The organism is Enterobacter cloacae complex sp. R_G8, from assembly GCF_024599795.1.
GTDB classification, from domain to species: domain Bacteria; phylum Pseudomonadota; class Gammaproteobacteria; order Enterobacterales; family Enterobacteriaceae; genus Enterobacter; species Enterobacter dissolvens.
This window is the reverse complement of record NZ_CP102246.1, coordinates 3198121-3216162: the sequence shown is the minus strand read 5'-3', so window position 1 is coordinate 3216162 and position 18042 is coordinate 3198121. Positions and strand designations below refer to the sequence as shown.

Below are 18042 nucleotides of genomic sequence, written 5' to 3'. Positions count from 1 at the left end.
TAAATGGAAAACCCCGATCTGGAAAGACTTTACCCTGAAACCAACGCCAAAACGCTGGCGATGTGGAAAACGCAGGACGGTATCGGTTCGCGAAGGGCTCCCTGTTACGCGTCGGGCAGGTTCGCACTGGCGACGGGGTTCCAGCCGGAAATCGCAGAGTCTGTTGATGTTTTATTCCGGGAACTGCAGTCGCTTACCTGTCAGGATCCGCTGGCCGATCTCCAGCCACGCCCGGGTTTCCATTTTACCTTTGTTCCGTTGACGTTGCCTCTTTATGAGAAGAACGCACGTTTGCCGGTGAAAACGCATCAGCTCCTCGGCGCGTGGTCACCGTTTGCGGGGCAGGTCATCACCATCAGAGCGCTCCGGCTGGTGGCGTTGCCGGGCCAGCTTCTTCTTGCCGGACTACCCGATTCTCCCGCCCCGGCACAACGAAAGGCATTTTGCGAAACGCTGTTAACAACGCCCTGGCAAGATGAACTGCGGTTACGTCATGATAAGACACCGCTACCCGCGCCTTTCTGGCATACCACACTGCTACGCTATCAGGCTGATTATATGCCAGAGCCCCTGAGGGCATTTTTCCGGGCACGGCAATCGCTGCGCTTTGGCGACGTCTGCGGCTCGCTTGATCTCCGGCTGGTCAATTATAACTGGACGTACTCCACACCGGTCACGCCGGGTATGATTGCATCCTAAGGCTCAGGTTGCCGTACGGTACATGTCAGTTTTTTGGCCAGCTCACTCCGGGCGAGTGATTTTGAGAAATACCACCCCTGAATCAGGGCGTCCGGATACCTGTCCGCAATAAAGCGATATTGTGTTTCGCTCTCCACCCCTTCAAAAACAAGCGTTTTATTCAGTCGGGCGAGGGCATCGCAAAAAATCGCAAAAATATTCTGCTTATAATGTTCAGTGATACCGTCAACCAGTGACTTGTCGATTTTAATCTCGTCATATTCCAGCAGGGAGAGCCTGTCCAGATTTGAGTTTTGTACCCCAAAATCGTCTATCGAGATCCTCACGCCCAGGGACTTAAGCTCAAGGCAAAATCCTTCCAGAATATCCGCACTGGACACTGCTTTTTCTGAAAGCTCAACTTTTATTAAAGACAGCGGGATATTATTCCGTGAGCATTCACGACGCAATACCTGAATAAACAGGCCATCTTCAATCTCTGTTCGCCCTACGTTAAGGGAGATCATTAGCTGATGTTTAATGGCAAGCGGCGCGATTTCAGACAGTGATTTTGCAATGATATTAATATAATACTGCCGGTACAGACCTATTTTCTTAATTAAAGGGATAAACAATTCCGGGGAGACATCTGCCTGATTGTAATCACGCCATCTCGACAGAACTTCAACACCAACAATTTTGTGATCCTCAATACGTATAATCGGCTGGTAATTGACGCTGATGGTATTGGTTTTTACCGCTTTAACCAGCGTTCGCTCCAGAGAAAAGCGATCTTCGTAAATACGCATGAAAAACAGCGTTATCGCCGTCCAGATAAACGACAAAATGGCCGTCAGAAGAATAAACACCACGATGGGTAACGAGGCCAGGCCCGCATCGTGATGCTTCACAATGACACATAAATCCCAACGGGCACTGCACTGTGTGAGGGTTAAGGTAAAGAGTGTTGAATGCAACCAGTTCTGTTTTACGGATTCAGGTGTGACCAGGAAAAATGTTCGCCCGAAATCTTTGGTCGTCGCACTCAGGGAGTAGTTTGCCGTAACCGGTGTAAATTTGTCGTAGGCATAACGGGAGGTGAAAATAATAACATTATTATAAATGGCTGCGTTGCCGGTGAAAAAATCTTTTTTCGAAAACTGCGCCAGCAGGAACCCTCGTGGCGTTTTATGAAGTTCTGCCGGAACGGGGACGGGAGTGGCAAGTTTTCCCCAAAAGGCAGTACAGGCAACTTTGCCGTTTTCAACAAAACCGATATCGGCAAAATAGGGGCTATCGAGTTTAATCTTTCGATAGCCATCAAGGCTGGTTTCATCACAGCCTTGCGCCGTAACATTTTTAAGCGCAAGGGCGACGCTTTCGGACAATCCTTCGGAATAGTGCAAAAGCGTATGGGCGACTTCACGCTGTTTATCCCGCTGCTGGCTGACGATAACCGCATTCACTGCATAAAGAGACAGAATGACCAGAATCGTTGATATGATAGCAACGGCAATGATCTTTTTCATTTTCCGGTTATCCTGTCAGCTCCCTGATGGGGTGAATCTTAACACAGGTAGGGCAGCGTACAAGCCCGCGGTGTGATGGCAGCCTTCAGTAGATCGCTGTAATAGTACCTGACGCAAATTTTAGATAAATAAAATAATAACCGTTCCCTGTCGCACGCTTAAGTGCAATTTATTTTCCTCTTAACCTGACCTTTGTTAGAGTGGCAAGAGTTGTCAGCCAGGGACGTCAGGCGTGATAAGGTGGAAAAGCTCGTGCATGTGAAAAATACTTTTTACACAACAACCATTACCGTCATCATTGTCTCATTGATCATCTCGCTGTCGCTTGCCGTCCAAATTACCACGTCCAGACAGCAGTCAATTCAGCAAATTAATACCGGCGTTGCTAACCTGAGTCATACCTTAGATGTCTACACTGAGGGGATCATGCGTCAAAGCGAAATGCTTATCACCACCATTTCAGACGTGATCGACATATATGGTATGACCCCGCAGCAGGCGACCCATATTCAGCGGATAATAGAAAACCAGGATAATCTGCTTACCCAGATTAATAATGTGGTTATCTACAATGTCCATGGAGATATCTTTACGGCATTGTACGGAAATTTTTCCGGGCCACGAAAAGGGGCTGACAGATCGTTTTTTATCTATCACAAGGAAAATAAAAATCAGCAGATCTTTATCGGCCAGCCAGTGGTGAGCAGGACGAATGGTAAATGGGTGATTACGATCAGTCGACGGTTAGAAACGCATACCGGAGACTTTAACGGCGTTGTCGTCGTGACGCTGGGAATCGAAAATTTTCTGGCCCTCTACGGGCAGATTGATATTGGCCATTCCGGTGTGATTGGCCTGACAACACAATCTGGCGTATTGCTGGTTCGCTATCCTTTTAAAAATAACTACATTGGTGCGATCGTTTCTGATTCGCCACTTTTCAGAAAGTACCTCAAGGTACAAAATTCAGGGATCGCCAGTTCCGTTTCGCGGTTTGACAAAGTCGAACGTATTTTTGCTTTTGAAAAAAACAAACGATACGGGCTGGTCACCACGGTGGCAGTCAGTAAAGAAGAGGCTCTTTCCCCCTGGCGTAAACAGGCCGTGCAGTTGGCCGTCCTCATTCTTATTTTTACCGTGGCGCTTATCGTGGCCTCTTATTTCCTCTATTCGGATCTGTCCAGAAAAACCCGGGATAACAAAGAGCTTAAGATCATTGCGTCAGAAGATGCGCTGACCGGGCTTTACAACCGCCGCACGTTTGATGAAAAAATTCTCTCAGAAATCGCCGCGTGTGCGGCTAACGACACGCCGATTTCCGTCCTCATTGTGGATGTCGATTATTTCAAAAAATACAATGATAACTACGGCCATCCGGAAGGGGACCGCTGTCTGACCCTGCTGGGGAATAGTCTGCGTGAGAGCCTCACCCGGGACAACCAGCTGGTGGCGCGCTATGGCGGAGAAGAGTTTGCGCTGATATTGCCTGACACCGATATTCAGGAAGCGATCCGCCTGGCTCAGACGATGATCGGCAACGTTTTCTCACTGGACATTGAGCATGCTTTTAGTCCCTTTGGACGGGTGACCGTCAGTGTTGGGGTGTCAACCGCACGTGCCGTGGACATTGCTGGCAGCCAGCAAAACATCATTATTGCGGCGGACCAGGCGCTCTATCAGGCAAAACGTGCAGGGCGAAACCGGCACGCTTTTGTTTCCGTCTAAGCGGGAAAAAAAAAGCCCACTCAAAAGTGGGCAAAAAATACTGGAAGCAATGTGAGCAATGTCGTACTGAATACCTGAGTGTTTAACTCAACTATTCAGTGTTGAGAAAGATAATCTTTCTCAACTTAAGATGCAACCCCACATTTCATGTGGCGCGCTTCTGGAGAATAAATGCGCACTCTCTCGCTGTGATACTAATCACAAATTTCCTTTCCCGGATCCTGTGCTATCCTTTTTGTGTCGTTGATTTAATGACAAAAACCATACAGAGAGGAAAGTTATGGGAATTTTATCCTGGATTATCTTTGGGCTTATTGCGGGTATTCTGGCGAAGTGGATCATGCCGGGCAAAGATGGCGGTGGTTTTATCGTCACCGTGATACTGGGTATTGTCGGCGCGGTAGTCGGCGGCTGGATCAGTACGCTGTTCGGGTTCGGCAAGGTCGATGGCTTCAACTTCGGCAGTTTTGCTGTCGCGGTGATCGGTGCGCTGGTTGTTCTGTTTATCTACAGAAAAATCAAAAGCTAAATCTGATAAGCGTTAAAAAAGGCTGCCAGATGGCGGCCTTTTTACGTTGCGGTGTTACCACCAACCAAATTGCGTTCCAGCGACAGCAACGATGGCGACAATCAGCATAATGAGTGTTGTTTTTCTCATTTATGCCCCTGGCGCCGCGTAACCACCGACAAAAAACCATGCTAAAAAAACCACCGCCGTTATAAAAATAACGACCGGGAAGAGGATCCCTATTCTCATGCCATCACCTGTTTTGGTTTTCAGAATGCCGTAGAGTGTACGGGGTTAATCCAGATCGAGAAAGCGGGTTTTGCTTTTTCCCTTTTTATCCTGATACATCGCGACATCCGCGGCGCGTAACGCGCTGTCCTCATCCGTCCCGGCAGGATCGACGTCGATAATTCCCAGACTTGCACCGGGGTAAACAATGTTCACACTGTCCAGCCCGTAGTAGCCGGCGATGCGGGCCCGAAGGCGCGTTTTAAGCTGGTTAATCTGGGTGTGATCAGCCTGATTTTCTGTCTGACTCAGGCAGGCTACCAAAAACTCATCGCCGCCCAGCCGGCCGATAATTTCGTCATCGGTTTTTTCTTCTGACAGGCGCTTGCCCACTTCAATCAGGAATTGATCGCCTGTTTCATGCCCGTACCGGTCGTTAATCAGTTTGAAATCATCCAGATCGATAAAGGCGATAATCACGTTGCGCTTAAGGTGGCGGCCCAGGGAAAACAGGGTGTTGAGATCTTTAAAGATGGCGCGGCGGTTGGGTAAACCGGTGAGGGCATCGGTGTAGGAATAGGCGATGAGTGCCGCATTCGCTTCACGAAGCTGGGAAACCAGCGACTCTTTCTGAATGGACTGGGCAATCAATCCGGCAAACAGTTTCAGAACCTGTTCACCGCGTTCGCTAAGCTGCTTCTTTTGCGTGCTGGTTGCGCAGAGCGTACCGTAAAGGGAACCATCAGCAAGCTGCACTGGTACGCTCACGTAAGTGGTAATGCCGAGTGCTTTCGCGGCGTCGCAATCTGCCCAGCGCTCGGGCACCGCGTTACTGAAAAGCGTGTCACTGTCCAGCGCACGTTTGCACAGCGTGTCGCCCCAGGGAACGCTCAGTCCCTCCGGGATCTGCATCTGCTTACTGTTCCGGGCATATAAAATATGCTGCAGGCGCGCATTGAGATCGACCTTCGTCAGGTAGGTCGACTCCATTTCGGTCACCAGTTCCAGCATCTCCAGCAGCTGTCGAACGAGACTTTCAAGGGTTTGCTCAGTGGAGAGAGTTTCAGAAACTCGGGCAAGGATAATATCCGACATGACGTAGGTAGACTCCCATACAGAAGACGTCTGCATCTGCATGTTATGCTGAAAATTTCGGCTTCAGCCATAGTAAAACCTGAATGGTAAAAATTTTACATATTCAGCGGGGACAGGCAGCGGGAAAAAAAAGCCCCGTTGTTGAGAACGGGGCAAAGACATCTTGATTACGGAATGATGTTCTCTGGTCATATCGAGAACACGCCTCACTATAGTGTTGAAAAGTGCAGTTAAAATGGAGAAATCATGGAGAAAGCGGCGGCGACCCGTTACCCTTAAGATCTGATGATGTGAAAAGGATCAACACGATGAGATTTCTGCTTTTGGCCCTGGCGTTACCACTGGCCGCCTGCACCACACAAACGCCTCCACCGGATGCCCCGCAACCGCCGCACATTGCTGGAATGGCTAACCCAGCCTCGGTCTATTGTCTGGAAAAAGGCGGAGAGCAGATCCCAATCCAGAGCCCGCAGGGCGTGCGCACCGAGTGCAAATTACCCGGTGGCGAAGTGATTGACGAATGGGAGCTCTATCGTCGCGATCACCCGCAACCCGCCAGGTGACAGCGGCGCAGTTATTGCGATACACTTCTCTTTAGGATTATTCTTAGCCAGTTTCTGGCCATTTTTATCGTGAGAGAAGTATGTTCCAGCTTAAACCGGGCAGCATGGCGTTGATCATTGGTGCCCGCACGGCCTCTGGCCGTCGCAATGTGGGTAAATCAGTCGAGTTGTTTGGCCTTTGCCAGCCCGGCCAGCGTTTTGTTAACCCGGTCAATGGCGTAATGACGCAGCTACCTGCGACAGCGGATCGCGCGCTCTGGCTGGTGACGGGCGATGTCTACGCCTTCGATAATCAGCACGGTTTTGCATTTGTGCGCGCTGAACATTTACTGCCGCTCACCCCGGATGAGGCGCCTCACATTGTTGATGAGTTAACCATCGACTAATTACAGATGGCGCAGCCAGTCTGCCAGGACCTTCGCGTGATTCTGTTCGGTATTTTTTGCGCCGTAGAGAAGGGTTAAGGTCTGCTGTTTTGCCAGCGTCGCCAGACGCAATCCCTCGTCTTTATGCTGTGCCAGCTCTTCCCGATACGCCTGGCTGAAGGTGGTGAAATCAATGGTTTCGCTATGGAAAGCCTTGCGCAATCCGTCTGAAGGCGTAAGCGCTTTGCACCATTCATTGTGCACAAGGTCTGCTTTTTTCACCCCCCGCGGCCACAGCCTGTCCACCAGCACCCGATAACCATCCTCGGGGGCAGCCTGTTCATAGACGCGCTTGCATTGAATCATCATTTCACCCTCCCAATTTAAGGTATTGTGATTATTGCAGAAGATCGGTAGTCTGAGGTTCCTTATGTTATCTGATAATACTCTGGCATAAGGAACCTTTCATGGAACACCTCCCCGTTAAAACGACGCTGCGCATTGCGCTGGTTGGCGATTACAATCCCGATGTGATTGCGCACCAGGCGATCCCGCTGGCCATTGATGATGCTGCTGCAGTGCTGGATCTCACCGCTGATTATGACTGGCTTGCGACGACGGAGCTGACCAGTCCTGAAGATCTGGTGGGTTACGATGCCATCTGGCTGGTTCCTGCAAGCCCCTACAAAAATACAGAAGCCGCTTTTATCGCCGCACGCTATGCGCGTGAAAACAGCATTCCGTTCCTCGGCACCTGCGGTGGTTTCCAGCATGCGCTAATTGAGTACGCACGTAACGTGCTCGGCTGGAGCGATGCAGCGCACGCCGAAACGGACACCGAAGGCTCGATGGTGATTGCGCCGCTGACCTGCTCGCTGGTGGAAAAAACCGATGCGATTGAGCTGCGTAACAACACGCTGATTGCGAAAGCCTACGGCAAGCCGGAAATTGAAGAGGGATATCACTGCAACTACGGCGTATCGCCGGAATTTGCGCAGGAGCTGGAGAGCGGTGATATGCGCGTGACGGGCTGGGACGAGCAGGGGGAAATCCGTGCCGCAGAGCTGGTCACCCATCCGTTCTTCGTGATTACGTTATTCCAGCACGAGCGTGCTGCGCTGGCGGGGCGTCCGGTAGTGCTGGTACAGGCGATGCTGCGTGCGGCGCGTGGGTAAGAAAACGGCAGACCGTCAGGTCTGCCTCTGTTTTTAACGGGGCGTGATCTCGCGGTCACGCCCGGCAAGCATGCCGCAGATGGCCATTACCACCGAGGCCAGCGCGCAGGCCAGAAGCGGGATCTGCCAGTCACCGGCGGTATCGTGAACTTTCCCCATCAGCGGGGGCCCGCAGGCTGCCAGCAGATAACCAATTGACTGCGCCATACCGGACAGCGCCGCCGCCTGATGGGCAGAGCTGGCGCGCAGGCCGATGAACGTCAGACCGAGGATCATCGTTGCTCCGGTGCCAAAGCCAAACACCAGCGTCCACACGACCGCCCAATCCGGCGCAAACCAGAAACCTGCCGCACTGACTGCACACATCAGCGCTACTGCGCCGGCAATCCCGCGCTGATCGTTCAGACGATGCAGGATCAGCGGCACGGCAAGGCCCGGAATGGCAGTCGCCAGCTGTAACAGCCCGTGCATGGAGCCTGCCTTCGCTTCGCTGTAGCCGTGGCTGAGTAATATCGCGGGCAACCAGCCGATGATGACGTAGTAAATCAGCGAGTTGATGCCGAGAAAGAGCGTCACCTGCCAGGCGAGGGCAGAGCGCCAGATGGCGCGGTTGTGTAGCGCCCCGGCGCCGGTCACCGTGGCGACCTGTTTCTGCCGCCACTGCGGTAGCCAGAGCAGCAGCGCCAGCAGGGGAAAGATCATCAGCATCAGCAGTGCGCCCTGCCAGCCTGCCGCGCCCTGGGCAAGCGGTACAATCAGCGCCGAACCGCACGCCGCCGAAACCCCCATCGTCAGGGAATAGGCTCCGGTAAGTCGGGCAACCTGGCCGGGGAAATCACGTTTGATTAATCCAGGTAACAGCACATTCCCGAGCGCGATACCACAGCCGATCACCGCCGTGCCGGTAAACAGCATGGCTGCGGAGGGCAGGGAGCGCGCGACAATGCCGGCGCATATCAGCAGCAGGGCGATAAACAGGCTGCGCTCCATGCCGATACGCCGCGCTACGCCCGCGGCGAGCGGCGAGATAAGGGCAAACGCTAACAGCGGCAGGGTGGTTAATAGACCGGTCTGCGCAGTGGTTAATCCATATTCAAGGCGAATAGTGTCGAGCAGCGGCGCTGCTCCGGTAAAGGTGACGCGAAGCGTCGTGGCAATCATCAGGATGCCTGCGATCAGCAGCGCGCCGTTGCGAGTAGCAGTAGTCATTGTGTTCTCATACGTTCAGGCGAGCGCACACAATACCGATTTTCGTCGCGGTTGAAATCAGGCTAAAATGACAGTTTATCGCTAATATCGGACAACCTGATGAACGGTCTGGGACTGGACGGCTACGATCCCGATAGCCAATTCGATGCGGCGGTCGCCTTTCGCATCCGCGTGGTGGCGCAGGAACAACATATTCCGCGGCACCAGCACCGCAAAGGGCAGCTGATTCTGGCGCTGGGTGGCGCAATCACCTGTGAGGTAGAAAATGCCATGCTGATGGTACCGCCCCAGTATGCCGTGTGGATCCCTGGGCAGATGCCCCACAGCAACAAAGCGACGCCAGGTGCCCAGCTCTGTTTTTTGTTTATTGAACCTGGTGCCGTCAGTCTGCCAGACCGGTGCTGTACCCTGAAAATATCGCCGCTGGTGCGGGAGCTGATTCTGTCGCTGGCGGGGAAAACACGTGAGCAACTGCCGCTTGCCACTACCTCGCGTCTGGTTGATGTGCTGTTTGATGAACTGCCGCTCCAGCGTCAGGAGCATTTACAGCTGCCCGTTTCCCCTCATCCAAAAATTCGGTTGATGAGCGAAAAGATGGCGGAAGAGCCCGCCGCGTGGCAGACGCTGGCGCAATGGGCGCGCCACTTTGCCATGAGCGAGCGCAACCTGGCACGGCTGGTGGTCAAAGAGACGGGCTTAAGCTTTCGCCGCTGGCGTCATCAGCTGCAGTTGATTGTGGCGTTGCAGCTGCTGATTGGCGGGAAGTCAGTTCAGCAGGTGGCGCAGTCACTCGGTTATGACTCCACCACTGCCTTTATTACGATGTTTAAAAAGGGGCTGGGGCAAACGCCCGCACGCTATATTGCCAGTCTGACTACGACTTCCCAATAAACAGCGAAACCAGCCCGGCGGCAATCAACGGGCCCACCGGAACGCCGCGAAAGAGCGCCACGCCAAGCACCGTTCCCACCAGCAGACCAGCCACCAGCGAGGGCTGGCTGCTCATCAACGTGACGCCACGACCACCCAGCCATGACACGAAAATCCCCACCGCGATAGCCACCAGCGATTTCCAGTTCACAAACGAGTGCAGCAGCGTTGAAGCCGGAAGCGTGCCGCTGGCAATAGGGGCCATTACCCCAATGGTCAGAATGATTATCCCGATCGTGAGGCCTTGTTTTTCTATCCACGGGAAAAAAGTGTTTAACGGCGTTACGCGCACAATGATTAACACCAGAATCGAGATGGCGACGGTGGTGTTGTGGCTGATAAAGCCGAGTGCAGCGAGTGCCAGAAGAATGAGCAGAGTAGGATCAAACATGAGGAGTCCTTGCCAGAATAGTAAGCCTGCTTACTTTACGCGGAAAAACGGCTGACGACAGTGTTTTAAAAAAAATACGTGTCACTGTCATACCCGTGTCATTTGCAGGGGATAAAACGGCATCAGGCATCGCAAAGGGTTGCTAAGATGAACGATCACATGTTTGTTGAAACGCTGATTATCTCCTCATCGTTTTTCGCTATTGCCGTTATTCTGATCGCGTCGATTCTGTTTCTGGAAAAGAGAGGCTGACAGAGGCGTCAGCCATCACGCTCATGCCTTACGGAACGCCACCAGTTCGGGACGGGCAATGCGAAGGTAATCCTGGGTATCCATAATCACGGATTTTTCCAGCAGACCGGCGTTGAAGGCGATTTCGTCAAAACGCTCGAAGAGGAGCGGGTCGGCGACCAGGGTCAGATCGGGATGGAAGCTGAACGGCGGGATAGCGCCAAACACGCAGGCCGTCAGGTTATCGACTTCGGCCGGGCTGGCGAGAGAGGCTTTTAATCCGCCGAAATGGCTGGCAAGCTGGCTCAGGTCGGCCTGCTGGTCAGCGGCCAGGATCGCCAGAACGTGTTTTTTTACACCGTTTCCCTTCACTTTGCAGACCAGCGCTTTTGCGCCTTGCCCGAGATCGGTTCCACGGATTTCGCTCACCGCTTCACATTTCCCCACGGCCTCGTGCTCCATCACACGAAACCGCGCACCTTGCTGGGTTAACAGCGTAATGAGTTGCTGGTGGGTAGCCGTACCCTTAACATCATCAGACATAGTGAGTGTACCTGTTATCTGCCAATACGCAGTGTCCAACAGTAGCACAGATCCTTTCGCGAAGGGGATGAACGAAGGGGGAAGAAAACAGCCAGCGTGTCGCTGGCTGTGGGGTCAGGCGTTGCTGGTGGCCGATTGCTTGTGGAACAGTTCCCGGAACACCGGATAGATATCATCCTGGTCACGGATGTGCTGCATGGCGAAGTTATCGAACATCGATTGCAGATGTTCATATTCACGCCACAGCGTCTGGTGGGCACGACGCGTGATTTCGATATAGCTGTAGTAACGCACCACCGGCAGAATTTTTTTCGCCAGAATGTCGTGGCACAACGGCGAGTCATCCGCCCAGTTATCACCATCGGACGCCTGCGCGGCATAGATGTTCCACTGCGCCGGATCGTAACGCTCTTTCACTACCTCATCCATTAGCTTCAGGGCGCTCGACACGATGGTGCCACCGGTCTCCTGCGAGTAGAAGAACTCATGTTCATCCACCTCTTTCGCCTGGGTGTGGTGGCGAATGTAGACCACTTCCACGTTTTTGTATGTTCTGCTCAGGAACAGATAGAGCAGAATGTAAAAACGCTTCGCCATATCCTTAGTGGCCTGGTCCATTGAACCGGAGACGTCCATCAGACAGAACATGACAGCCTGGCTCGAAGGCTCCGGCCTTTTTTCGTAGTTTTTATAGCGCAGGTCGAAGGTATCGATAAACGGTACCCGCTCGATCTTCGCCCTCAGCTCAGCAATCTCTTTACGCAGGCGCTCCTCTTCCAGCAGTTGCGCCGGTTCGGTATTTTCCACGACCTTCAGGCTGCTCTCCAGCTCGCGCAGTTCACGCCGTTTACCTGCCGTCATGGCCGTGCGCCGCGCCAGCGAGTTTTGCAGCGAACGTACGACGCTGATATTGGCCGGTACGCCGTTCGCGGTATAGCCGGCGCGATGGGTTTTGTATTCGTTAAGCTGACGGTGCTGATTCTTTTTCAGATTAGGCAGCGCCAAATCTTCAAAGAGCAGGTCGAGATACTCATCTTTCGAGATCTGGAAGACGAACTCATCCTGACCTTCACCGTCCTGACTGGCCTGTCCCTGACCGCTTCCTGAACCGCCGCCACCCCCTTGTGGACGCTCGATTCTGTCGTTCTGAACGAAGTGGTCATTACCTGGGTGGACGCGATGGCGCAGCCCGCCACGCCCCTGATGAAACATCGGTTCGCTGATGTCATCGGTGGGGATGGAGACAGACTCGCCGCTGTCGACGTCGGTCACCGAGCGTTTGTTGATGGCCTCGGAGATCGACTGTTTAATTTGCGCTTTATAACGGCGCAAGAAGCGCTGGCGGTTCACCGTGCTCTTGTTTTTGCCGTTCAGACGCCGGTCAATAAACCAGGTCATATGCCCCCCGTACTGCATTTGCCAACTTGCATTTTGTTGGCCCGGTGAACGTTAAGCGACACCGGGCACTTGTTTTAAGACGATTTCCGTACGCGCAGATACCATTCGCACAGCAAACGAACCTGTTTGCGGGTATAGCCTTTTTCCATCATACGGTCGACAAAATCGTCGTGTTTCTTCTGCTCGTCAGTTGAGGTTTTGGTGTTAAACGAAATCACCGGTAACAGCTCTTCGGTATTGGAGAACATTTTCTTCTCGATGACAGTGCGCAGTTTCTCGTAGCTGGTCCAGTTCGGATTACGACCGTTGTTATGCGCTCTCGCACGCAGTACAAAGTTCACAATCTCATTACGGAAGTCTTTCGGGTTGCTGATCCCGGCAGGCTTCTCAATTTTTTCCAGCTCCGCATTCAGGGATTCACGGTCAAACAGCTGCCCGGTATCCGGGTCGCGGTACTCCTGATCCTGGATCCAGAAGTCAGCGTAGGTGACGTAACGGTCAAAGATGTTCTGGCCGTATTCTGAATAGGATTCCAGGTAGGCCGTCTGGATCTCTTTGCCAATGAACTCGGCATATTTCGGGATCAGATAACCTTTCAGGAACTCAAGATAACGTTCAGCCTGCTCCTGCGGGAACTGCTCGCGTTCGATCTGCTGCTCCAGCACGTAGAACAGATGAACCGGGTTGGCTGCCACTTCCGCATGGTCGAAGTTAAACACGCGGGAGAGGATCTTAAACGCGAAACGCGTGGACAGACCGTTCATGCCCTCGTCGACACCCGCGTAGTCACGGTACTCCTGATACGACTTCGCTTTCGGGTCGGTATCTTTGAGGCTCTCACCGTCATACACTCGCATTTTCGAGTAGATGCTGGAGTTTTCCGGCTCTTTCAGACGTGACAGAATGGAGAAGCGCGACAGCGTTTCCAGAGTGCCCGGCGCGCATGGCGCATGCACCAGCTCACTGTGGTTAAGCAGTTTTTCGTAAATTTTGATCTCTTCGGAGATCCGCAGGCAATAAGGCACTTTGACGATGTACACACGGTCAAGGAACGCCTCATTGTTTTTATTATTACGGAAGGAGACCCACTCGGATTCGTTTGAGTGCGCCAGGATGATGCCGTTGAACGGCAGGGCAGAGATGCCTTCCGTCCCGTTGTAGTTCCCTTCCTGGGTGGCCGTCAGCAGCGGATGCAGCACTTTAATAGGTGCTTTAAACATCTCGACGAACTCCATAATCCCCTGGTTTGCCCGGCACAGTGCACCGGAGTAGCCGTAGGCATCCGGGTCATTCTGGGCGTAGTTTTCCAGCTTACGGATATCGACTTTACCGACCAGTGCCGAGATGTCCTGGTTGTTCTCATCACCCGGTTCCGTTTTGGCAATAGCGATCTGTTCCAGTATGGATGGCCACACTTTCACAACACGGAATTTGGTAATGTCACCGCCAAACTCATGCAGGCGTTTCGCCGCCCATGGCGACATGATGGTGCCGAGATAACGACGCGGAATGCCATACTCTTTATCCAGAATTTGTGCATCTTCCTGCGGGTTAAACAGGCACAGCGGATGGTCGTTCACCGGGCTGCGTTCACCGTTGGCACTCAGTACATAGATAGGCACACGCTGCATCAGCGATTTCAGCCGTTCAGCCAGTGACGATTTACCGCCACCCACCGGGCCTAGTAAATAGAGGATCTGTTTCTTCTCTTCCAGACCCTGAGCAGCATGTTTCAGGTAGGAGACGATTTGCTCGATGGCATCTTCCATGCCATAGAACTCTTCAAACGCCGGGTATCGGGCGACCACCCGATTCGAAAAGAGACGGGAAAGCCGTGGTTCCTGGGCAGTATCAACCATGTTTGGCTCACCAATAGCCATCAATAGCCGTTCTGCCGCGTTGGCATAGGCACTGCGATCTTGCCGACAGATGGTAAGAAACTCCTGCAGTGTGAACTCTTCGTCCTTGGCAGCTTCATAGCGCTGGCGATAGTGATCGAATATATTCATGGCATGCCGTCCTTTCGTTTTTTAGCACAGGATAAGAGCCGTTCGTATGAGTAGTGGAGGCTCCCGGAAGAGAATCTCTCGCACCTCACTGCCAGAGCAGCAACCTGTGTGCCAGGTCAGACGCTAAGTACCGCGGGGCGTTCAGGAAAACTCTTCTTAAATTAAAGCGTAGATGGCATTTGCAAAACTTGCATGCTGATAAAATCTAATTTCAATGACATATCAATAACTCATCCAAAAATTTCCATTGTCGTTATAAGTCATAAGGGCATTTTTCACCCTGTGGTCACATAAATGAAAACGACCTGTCATCTGAAAAATGAAAAATAACGGGTTAATCAAACTGATTAGCAGGCAAAAAATTTGAGGAAGTACGGGTCTGGCGGTTACACTTCACCCGCTGATTATTTGACTACAGGAAAGAATGGATTGTGACCAAACTCAAACTTCTGGCATTGGGCGTACTCGCCGCGACCGCAGTTAGCACCGCACAGGCGGAAAGCCAGTGGACGGTTGGTGCGGGCGTGGGTGTCATTAACAGCCCGTACAAACAGTATGATCGTGATGTTTATCCCGTTCCGGTTGTCACCTATGAAGGCGATAACTTCTGGTTCCGCGGCCTGGGCGGCGGCTACTATCTGTGGAACGATACGGCAGATAAGCTCTCTATTATGGCTTACTACGATCCGACGCACTTCAAACCCGGTGATAGCGACAGCCACGCCCTGCGTCAGCTCGACAAGCGTAAGAGCACCATGATGGCGGGTCTCTCTTATGTGCATAACACCGAGTATGGTTTCCTGCGTACCGCGTTGGCGGGGGATACGCTGGATAACAGCAACGGCTTTATCTGGGATCTGGCCTGGCTCTATCGCTACACCAACGGTGCGTTAACGCTGACGCCAGGTATCGGTGTGCAATACAACAGTGAGAACTACAACGACTACTACTATGGCGTCTCTAAGAATGAGTCCCGTCGTAGCGGTCTGAAGAGCTACAGCGCCGATGATGGCTGGGATCCGTACCTGGAGCTGACCGCGAGCTACAACTTCCTCGGGGACTGGAACGTATACGGTACTGGCCGTTACGAGCGTCTGAGCGACGAAGTGAAAGACAGCCCGATGGTCGACAAGTCCTGGGCGGGCATTTTCTCTGTCGGTGTGACCTACAAGTTCTGATTGTGCATTAAATCAGTGCATTCTTTGCATTATAACGGGGCGCTTGCGCCCCGTTTGCATTGTTTTGGTGCAGTAAAACACAACACCGGGTCGAAGCCTTTAGCGCTTCACAATGCGAATAGTCTGCCCTAAGCGAGACGGTTTTTCTTCGCTGGCTTTTTGCGGTGTTGTTACACAGGCGGTCTCGACGCAGACAAACGTTTTGTAACCGTCGTCAGGCACGTCCGCCATGCTTACAGAGAGCGCCGGGCCAGGGTTCCAGCCCACCACGTTGCTGTGATGATGGTGAACCACTTCGATGCCACGGTTGAGGGCACTGTCGTGGATCACGTTGCACGCTTCCGGATGCAGGTATACGCGGTCGGTGCGGTCAGGGAAGGTCTGTACGCCGTCGCTGAGTTTCCCTTCTTTGGCGTTGTCCACTTTGTCGATATAGGTATCGCCAAGGCCGCTGACGTTAACGGCGCTGATGTCACCCACGTTGAAATAGGAGTGCAGGGCGGACGTGGTTTCAAACTCGCCGTGCGCTTCCAGCTCAATTTCGCAGGTTTTCCCCAGCTTAAAGCGGGCGTACAGAGTGAATTCGTGTGGCCACAGCGCTCGGGTCTCGTCATTGGCTTGCAGCTCAAAGGTCAGCACGGCACCGTTATCATCTTCGTTATGCGCTTTCAGGGTCCACTGCTGGTTGCGGGCAAAACCATGAGAAGGCAGACCCGGCTGCGCTGACGGGCCAAACCACGGCCAGCAGATCGGCACGCCGCCGCGGATCGCCGCCCCTTTTTTGAAAGAGGTCGCATCGCTCAGCCACAGCACTTCCGTTTCACCTTCCGGTTTCCAGGAGAGCAGGTGAGCGCCGTTCAGCGCAACGGAGGCCTTAACACGCGGGTGGTCAACGACGATAACATCAGCGCCATCAATCTGGCGACGGGAGAGCACAGGGGTAAGTTGTTCGACTACCGGAAGTGCAAAAATTTTATGAGTCATTAAGCAATCCTCTGTCTTAAAACAATAAAAAAGGCGACCGAAGTCGCCTTTTTGGATCAAGCACTCATTCCAGTTTATTTGGAGATGTGAGCGATCAGGTCCAGTACTTTGTTAGAGTAGCCGGTTTCGTTGTCGTACCAGGATACCAGTTTAACGAAGTTGTCGTTCAGTGCGATACCAGCTTTAGCATCGAACACGGAAGTGCATACTTCGCCGTTGAAATCGGTAGATACAACGTCGTCTTCGGTGTAACCCAGAACGCCTTTCATTGCGCCTTCGGAAGCAGCTTTGATTGCTTTCTTAATTTCTTCGTAAGAAGCAGCTTTTTCCAGACGAACGGTCAGGTCAACAACGGATACGTTAGGAGTTGGAACGCGGAACGCCATACCAGTCAGTTTGCCATTCAGTTCTGGCAGTACTTTACCTACAGCTTTAGCAGCACCGGTAGAGGATGGGATGATGTTCTGAGCCGCGCCACGGCCGCCACGCCAGTCTTTGTGAGACGGGCCGTCAACGGTTTTCTGAGTAGCGGTGGTCGCGTGAACGGTAGTCATCAGACCTTCGATGATGCCGAAGTTGTCGTTGATAACTTTAGCCAGCGGTGCCAGGCAGTTGGTGGTGCAGGATGCGTTAGAAACGATATCCTGGCCAGCGTAAGTTTCGAAGTTAGCACCACGAACGAACATTGGGGTGTTGTCTTTAGAAGGACCAGTCAGAACAACTTTTTTTGCACCCGCGGTGATGTGTTTACGCGCAGTTTCGTCGGTCAGGAAGATACCGGTTGCTTCAGCAACAACGTCAACACCGATTTCGTTCCATTTCAGGTTAGCTGGGTCTTTCTCAGCAGTAACGCGGATGGTTTTGCCATTAACAACCAGGTGGCCGTCTTTCACTTCAACGGTGCCGTCGAAACGACCGTGAGTTGAGTCGTACTTCAGCATGTACGCCATGTATTCAGCGTCCAGGAGATCGTTGATACCAACGATTTCGATGTCAGAACGTTTCTGAGCAGCACGGAAAACAATACGGCCGATACGGCCAAAACCGTTGATACCTACTTTGATAGTCATATATTCCACCAGCTATTTGTTAGTGAATAAAAGGTTGCCTGTAAAATTACAAAAACCTTACGCAGCGTCAAGCGGAATCGTGTCAATCATTGCGACAAATCAATCCTGTGACTAACGTTTGTGCGACTGACTCGCCTCACTTTCCCTTTGAGCTAGCAACCACATGGGGGCTGCGCCCGGAATTTTAAAGGCCTCGCAGGATAAATATGTGAACATGATCACAATTGCCTGAC

At 52.5% G+C, this 18042-nt stretch carries 21 protein-coding genes; 9 read left to right on the top strand and 12 right to left on the bottom strand.

The window, feature by feature from the left end:
* The first annotated feature begins 3 nt into the window (after positions 1-3).
* Positions 4-699, top strand: a complete 696-nt coding sequence (locus NQ842_RS15270) for a hypothetical protein (protein ID WP_194516369.1) — start codon at positions 4-6, stop codon at positions 697-699.
* On the opposite strand, the gene NQ842_RS15265 is transcribed toward NQ842_RS15270, so the two are convergent.
* A complete protein-coding gene (locus NQ842_RS15265) occupies positions 696-2207 on the bottom strand; it encodes a cyclic diguanylate phosphodiesterase (protein WP_014831491.1) in 1512 nt (503 codons plus the stop codon). The genes NQ842_RS15270 and NQ842_RS15265 overlap by 4 nt on opposite strands.
* A 240-nt stretch (positions 2208-2447) precedes the next feature.
* Between NQ842_RS15265 and NQ842_RS15260 the strand changes: the two genes are divergently transcribed.
* Together NQ842_RS15260 and NQ842_RS15255 are read left to right on the top strand one after the other, a co-directional pair.
* On the top strand, positions 2448-3932 hold the full coding sequence (locus tag NQ842_RS15260; RefSeq protein ID WP_373371727.1) for a diguanylate cyclase: 1485 nt from the start codon (positions 2448-2450) through the stop codon (positions 3930-3932).
* Between the two features lie 280 nt (positions 3933-4212).
* Positions 4213-4461, top strand: a complete 249-nt coding sequence (locus NQ842_RS15255) for a GlsB/YeaQ/YmgE family stress response membrane protein (RefSeq protein WP_008500746.1) — start codon at positions 4213-4215, stop codon at positions 4459-4461.
* A 54-nt stretch (positions 4462-4515) separates the two neighbouring features.
* Here the strand turns inward: NQ842_RS15255 and yoaJ are convergent, their stop codons facing one another.
* Genes yoaJ through NQ842_RS15245 form a run of 3 tightly spaced genes read right to left on the bottom strand, consistent with a single transcriptional unit; the run spans position 4516 to position 5763 of the window.
* Positions 4516-4590 (bottom strand): protein YoaJ, encoded by a 75-nt coding sequence (yoaJ, locus tag NQ842_RS23425; protein WP_071841870.1) that lies wholly within the window; start codon positions 4588-4590, stop codon positions 4516-4518.
* Positions 4591-4689 carry a YoaK family small membrane protein gene (locus tag NQ842_RS15250; RefSeq protein ID WP_014883431.1) on the bottom strand — a complete coding sequence of 33 codons (99 nt, stop codon included), beginning with the start codon at positions 4687-4689 and terminating at the stop codon, positions 4591-4593.
* A gap of 45 nt (positions 4690-4734) precedes the next feature.
* Entirely contained in the window at positions 4735-5763 is a 1029-nt protein-coding gene (locus NQ842_RS15245) for a sensor domain-containing diguanylate cyclase (protein ID WP_050859647.1), read from the bottom strand.
* 308 nt (positions 5764-6071) lie between these two features.
* Here NQ842_RS15245 and NQ842_RS15240 point away from each other — a divergent pair, with 308 nt between their 5' ends.
* Positions 6072-6326 carry a DUF333 domain-containing protein gene (locus NQ842_RS15240; protein WP_014831494.1) on the top strand — a complete coding sequence of 85 codons (255 nt, stop codon included), beginning with the start codon at positions 6072-6074 and terminating at the stop codon, positions 6324-6326.
* 80 nt (positions 6327-6406) lie between these two features.
* Complete coding sequence (locus tag NQ842_RS15235) at positions 6407-6712, top strand: hypothetical protein (RefSeq protein WP_014831495.1); 306 nt, start codon at positions 6407-6409, stop codon at positions 6710-6712.
* Here the strand turns inward: NQ842_RS15235 and NQ842_RS15230 are convergent, their stop codons facing one another.
* Positions 6713-7057, bottom strand: coding sequence for a DUF488 domain-containing protein (locus NQ842_RS15230; RefSeq protein ID WP_083021739.1), 345 nt, complete (start codon positions 7055-7057; stop codon positions 6713-6715).
* Between the two features lie 101 nt (positions 7058-7158).
* Between NQ842_RS15230 and NQ842_RS15225 the strand changes: the two genes are divergently transcribed.
* Positions 7159-7866 carry a CTP synthase gene (locus NQ842_RS15225; protein WP_014831497.1) on the top strand — a complete coding sequence of 236 codons (708 nt, stop codon included), beginning with the start codon at positions 7159-7161 and terminating at the stop codon, positions 7864-7866.
* A 33-nt stretch (positions 7867-7899) separates the two neighbouring features.
* On the opposite strand, the gene NQ842_RS15220 is transcribed toward NQ842_RS15225, so the two are convergent.
* Positions 7900-9075: a CynX/NimT family MFS transporter gene (locus NQ842_RS15220; protein WP_257256046.1), complete on the bottom strand. Its 1176-nt coding sequence runs from the start codon at positions 9073-9075 to the stop codon at positions 7900-7902.
* 99 nt (positions 9076-9174) lie between these two features.
* On the opposite strand from NQ842_RS15220, the gene NQ842_RS15215 reads away from it, so the two are divergent.
* Positions 9175-9966: a helix-turn-helix transcriptional regulator gene (locus NQ842_RS15215; protein ID WP_274621002.1), complete on the top strand. Its 792-nt coding sequence runs from the start codon at positions 9175-9177 to the stop codon at positions 9964-9966.
* Here the strand turns inward: NQ842_RS15215 and NQ842_RS15210 are convergent.
* Positions 9950-10396: a DUF441 domain-containing protein gene (locus NQ842_RS15210; RefSeq protein ID WP_008500737.1), complete on the bottom strand. Its 447-nt coding sequence runs from the start codon at positions 10394-10396 to the stop codon at positions 9950-9952. The genes NQ842_RS15215 and NQ842_RS15210 overlap by 17 nt on opposite strands.
* Before the next feature lie 147 nt (positions 10397-10543).
* Here NQ842_RS15210 and yoaI point away from each other — a divergent pair, with 147 nt between their 5' ends.
* A complete protein-coding gene (yoaI, locus tag NQ842_RS15205; protein ID WP_014831500.1) occupies positions 10544-10648 on the top strand; it encodes a small membrane protein YoaI in 105 nt (34 codons plus the stop codon).
* Positions 10649-10669: 21 nt separating this feature from the next.
* Here the strand turns inward: yoaI and NQ842_RS15200 are convergent, their stop codons facing one another.
* The 3 genes from NQ842_RS15200 to yeaG all read right to left on the bottom strand — a co-directional run bounded on the left by NQ842_RS15200 (position 10670) and on the right by yeaG (position 14577).
* Positions 10670-11170: a YbaK/prolyl-tRNA synthetase associated domain-containing protein gene (locus NQ842_RS15200; RefSeq protein WP_014831501.1), complete on the bottom strand. Its 501-nt coding sequence runs from the start codon at positions 11168-11170 to the stop codon at positions 10670-10672.
* Positions 11171-11284: 114 nt separating this feature from the next.
* The gene (locus NQ842_RS15195; RefSeq protein WP_046888550.1) at positions 11285-12568 is read right to left on the bottom strand and encodes a YeaH/YhbH family protein; all 1284 of its coding nucleotides are present in this window, start codon (positions 12566-12568) and stop codon (positions 11285-11287) included.
* Between the two features lie 74 nt (positions 12569-12642).
* Positions 12643-14577, bottom strand: a complete 1935-nt coding sequence (gene yeaG / locus NQ842_RS15190) for a protein kinase YeaG (protein ID WP_014831503.1) — start codon at positions 14575-14577, stop codon at positions 12643-12645.
* Positions 14578-15008: 431 nt separating this feature from the next.
* On the opposite strand from yeaG, the gene NQ842_RS15185 reads away from it, so the two are divergent.
* Positions 15009-15755, top strand: a complete 747-nt coding sequence (locus tag NQ842_RS15185) for a MipA/OmpV family protein (protein ID WP_014831504.1) — start codon at positions 15009-15011, stop codon at positions 15753-15755.
* 99 nt (positions 15756-15854) lie between these two features.
* Here the strand turns inward: NQ842_RS15185 and NQ842_RS15180 are convergent, their stop codons facing one another.
* On the bottom strand, positions 15855-16739 hold the full coding sequence (locus tag NQ842_RS15180; protein WP_014831505.1) for a D-hexose-6-phosphate mutarotase: 885 nt from the start codon (positions 16737-16739) through the stop codon (positions 15855-15857).
* Between the two features lie 74 nt (positions 16740-16813).
* Positions 16814-17809, bottom strand: a complete 996-nt coding sequence (gene gapA, locus NQ842_RS15175) for a glyceraldehyde-3-phosphate dehydrogenase (protein WP_014831506.1) — start codon at positions 17807-17809, stop codon at positions 16814-16816.
* Between the last annotated feature and the right edge of the window lie 233 nt (positions 17810-18042).

Excerpts from the sequence above, each read along its gene's own strand:
- NQ842_RS15270 (WP_194516369.1), top strand. The coding sequence starts at position 4 with ATGGAAAACCCCGATCTGGAAAGACTTTACCCTGAAACCAACGCCAAA.
- NQ842_RS15265 (WP_014831491.1), bottom strand. The coding sequence starts at position 2,207 with ATGAAAAAGATCATTGCCGTTGCTATCATATCAACGATTCTGGTCATT.
- NQ842_RS15255 (WP_008500746.1), top strand. The coding sequence starts at position 4,213 with ATGGGAATTTTATCCTGGATTATCTTTGGGCTTATTGCGGGTATTCTG.
- NQ842_RS15250 (WP_014883431.1), bottom strand. The coding sequence starts at position 4,689 with ATGAGAATAGGGATCCTCTTCCCGGTCGTTATTTTTATAACGGCGGTG.
- NQ842_RS15245 (WP_050859647.1), bottom strand. The coding sequence starts at position 5,763 with ATGTCGGATATTATCCTTGCCCGAGTTTCTGAAACTCTCTCCACTGAG.
- NQ842_RS15240 (WP_014831494.1), top strand. The coding sequence starts at position 6,072 with ATGAGATTTCTGCTTTTGGCCCTGGCGTTACCACTGGCCGCCTGCACC.
- NQ842_RS15235 (WP_014831495.1), top strand. The coding sequence starts at position 6,407 with ATGTTCCAGCTTAAACCGGGCAGCATGGCGTTGATCATTGGTGCCCGC.
- NQ842_RS15230 (WP_083021739.1), bottom strand. The coding sequence starts at position 7,057 with ATGATTCAATGCAAGCGCGTCTATGAACAGGCTGCCCCCGAGGATGGT.
- NQ842_RS15225 (WP_014831497.1), top strand. The coding sequence starts at position 7,159 with ATGGAACACCTCCCCGTTAAAACGACGCTGCGCATTGCGCTGGTTGGC.
- NQ842_RS15220 (WP_257256046.1), bottom strand. The coding sequence starts at position 9,075 with ATGACTACTGCTACTCGCAACGGCGCGCTGCTGATCGCAGGCATCCTG.
- NQ842_RS15215 (WP_274621002.1), top strand. The coding sequence starts at position 9,175 with ATGAACGGTCTGGGACTGGACGGCTACGATCCCGATAGCCAATTCGAT.
- NQ842_RS15210 (WP_008500737.1), bottom strand. The coding sequence starts at position 10,396 with ATGTTTGATCCTACTCTGCTCATTCTTCTGGCACTCGCTGCACTCGGC.
- yoaI (WP_014831500.1), top strand. The coding sequence starts at position 10,544 with ATGAACGATCACATGTTTGTTGAAACGCTGATTATCTCCTCATCGTTT.
- NQ842_RS15200 (WP_014831501.1), bottom strand. The coding sequence starts at position 11,170 with ATGTCTGATGATGTTAAGGGTACGGCTACCCACCAGCAACTCATTACG.
- NQ842_RS15195 (WP_046888550.1), bottom strand. The coding sequence starts at position 12,568 with ATGACCTGGTTTATTGACCGGCGTCTGAACGGCAAAAACAAGAGCACG.
- yeaG (WP_014831503.1), bottom strand. The coding sequence starts at position 14,577 with ATGAATATATTCGATCACTATCGCCAGCGCTATGAAGCTGCCAAGGAC.
- NQ842_RS15180 (WP_014831505.1), bottom strand. The coding sequence starts at position 16,739 with ATGACTCATAAAATTTTTGCACTTCCGGTAGTCGAACAACTTACCCCT.
- gapA (WP_014831506.1), bottom strand. The coding sequence starts at position 17,809 with ATGACTATCAAAGTAGGTATCAACGGTTTTGGCCGTATCGGCCGTATT.